This is a genomic window from Streptomyces africanus (genome assembly GCF_002150735.1).
Taxonomy (GTDB): domain Bacteria; phylum Actinomycetota; class Actinomycetes; order Streptomycetales; family Streptomycetaceae; genus Streptomyces; species Streptomyces africanus.
Genome location: NZ_MUKA01000542.1, coordinates 1 through 1330, shown reverse-complemented (window position 1 = coordinate 1330; position 1330 = coordinate 1). Strand labels below are relative to the sequence as shown.

Sequence of the window (1330 nt, the reverse complement as noted above, 5' to 3'; positions counted from 1 at the left end):
GATGTGGAGCGTGGGCGCCAGTCTCGTCATGGGACTCGCCGTCAGCGGCATGCACTACACCGGCATGGCCGGCCTCAGCGTCCACCTGCACGGCACGGCCGAACCCACCGCGGGTGAGTCGCCCGCGGCCCTGCTCGCGCCCATGCTGATCGGCCCGCTCGCCTTCCTCCTCCTCGCCGGCGTCGTGGTGATGTTCGACCCGCTGATGGTCATGGGGAAGCCCGCGGTCCGCCCCGTCGAGCACAGGCCCGGCATCCCCGCCCACATCCACACCCCCCACAACCCGCAGCGCCTGCGCCCCCGCCGCACCCTGGAGCACCGAGGCTCCCGAACGCCGCAGAACCGCTGACCGGAGCCCATTGTCAGTGCGGGGTCGTACGGTGGATCCCATGCGGCCCGTTTCCCAGATCGAACGCACGGTGGCGCCCTTCGAGGTCGTCAGCCCCTACCAGCCGAGCGGCGACCAGCCGACGGCCATCGCCGAGCTCGCCCAGCGCATCCAGGCGGGNNCTGGGCGCGACCGGCACCGGCAAGTCCGCCACCACCGCGTGGATGATCGAGAAGCTCCAGCGCCCCACGCTCGTGATGGCGCCGAACAAGACGCTGGCGGCCCAGCTGGCGAACGAGTTCCGCGAGCTGCTCCCGAACAACGCCGTCGAGTACTTCGTCTCGTACTACGACTACTACCAGCCCGAGGCCTACGTCCCGCAGTCGGACACCTACATCGAGAAGGACTCCTCGATCAACGAGGAGGTCGAGCGCCTGCGCCACTCCGCGACCAACTCGCTGCTCACCCGCCGCGACGTCGTCGTGGTCGCCTCGGTCTCCTGCATCTACGGCCTCGGTACGCCGCAGGAGTACGTGGACCGCATGGTCCCCCTCCGCGTCGGCGAGGAGCACGACCGCGACGAGCTGCTGCGCCGCTTCGTGGACATCCAGTACACGCGCAACGACATGGCCTTCAGCCGCGGCACCTTCCGCGTCCGCGGCGACACCATCGAGATCTTCCCGGTCTACGAGGAGCTGGCCGTCCGCATCGAGATGTTCGGCGACGAGATCGAGGCGCTGTCCACGCTGCACCCGGTCACCGGCGAGATCATCAGCGACGACCAGCAGCTGTACGTCTTCCCGGCCTCCCACTACGTCGCAGGGCCCGAGCGTCTGGAGCGGGCCATCAACGACATCGAGAAGGAGCTGGGCGAGCGCCTCGCCGAGCTGGAGAAGCAGGGCAAGCTCCTGGAGGCCCAGCGCCTGAGGATGCGCACGACGTACGACATCGAGATGCTCCGCCAGATCGGCTCCTGCTCCGGCGTGGAGAACTACTCGATGC

At 69.0% G+C, this 1330-nt stretch carries 2 pseudogenes; both read left to right on the top strand.

Annotation, left to right across the window (positions count from 1 at the left end):
- A pseudogene (locus CCL05_RS41750) lies at positions 1-349 on the top strand (MHYT domain-containing protein); the annotation flags it as partial.
- A 40-nt stretch (positions 350-389) separates the two neighbouring features.
- Positions 390-1330, top strand: a pseudogene (locus CCL05_RS41745) (DEAD/DEAH box helicase family protein); the annotation flags it as partial.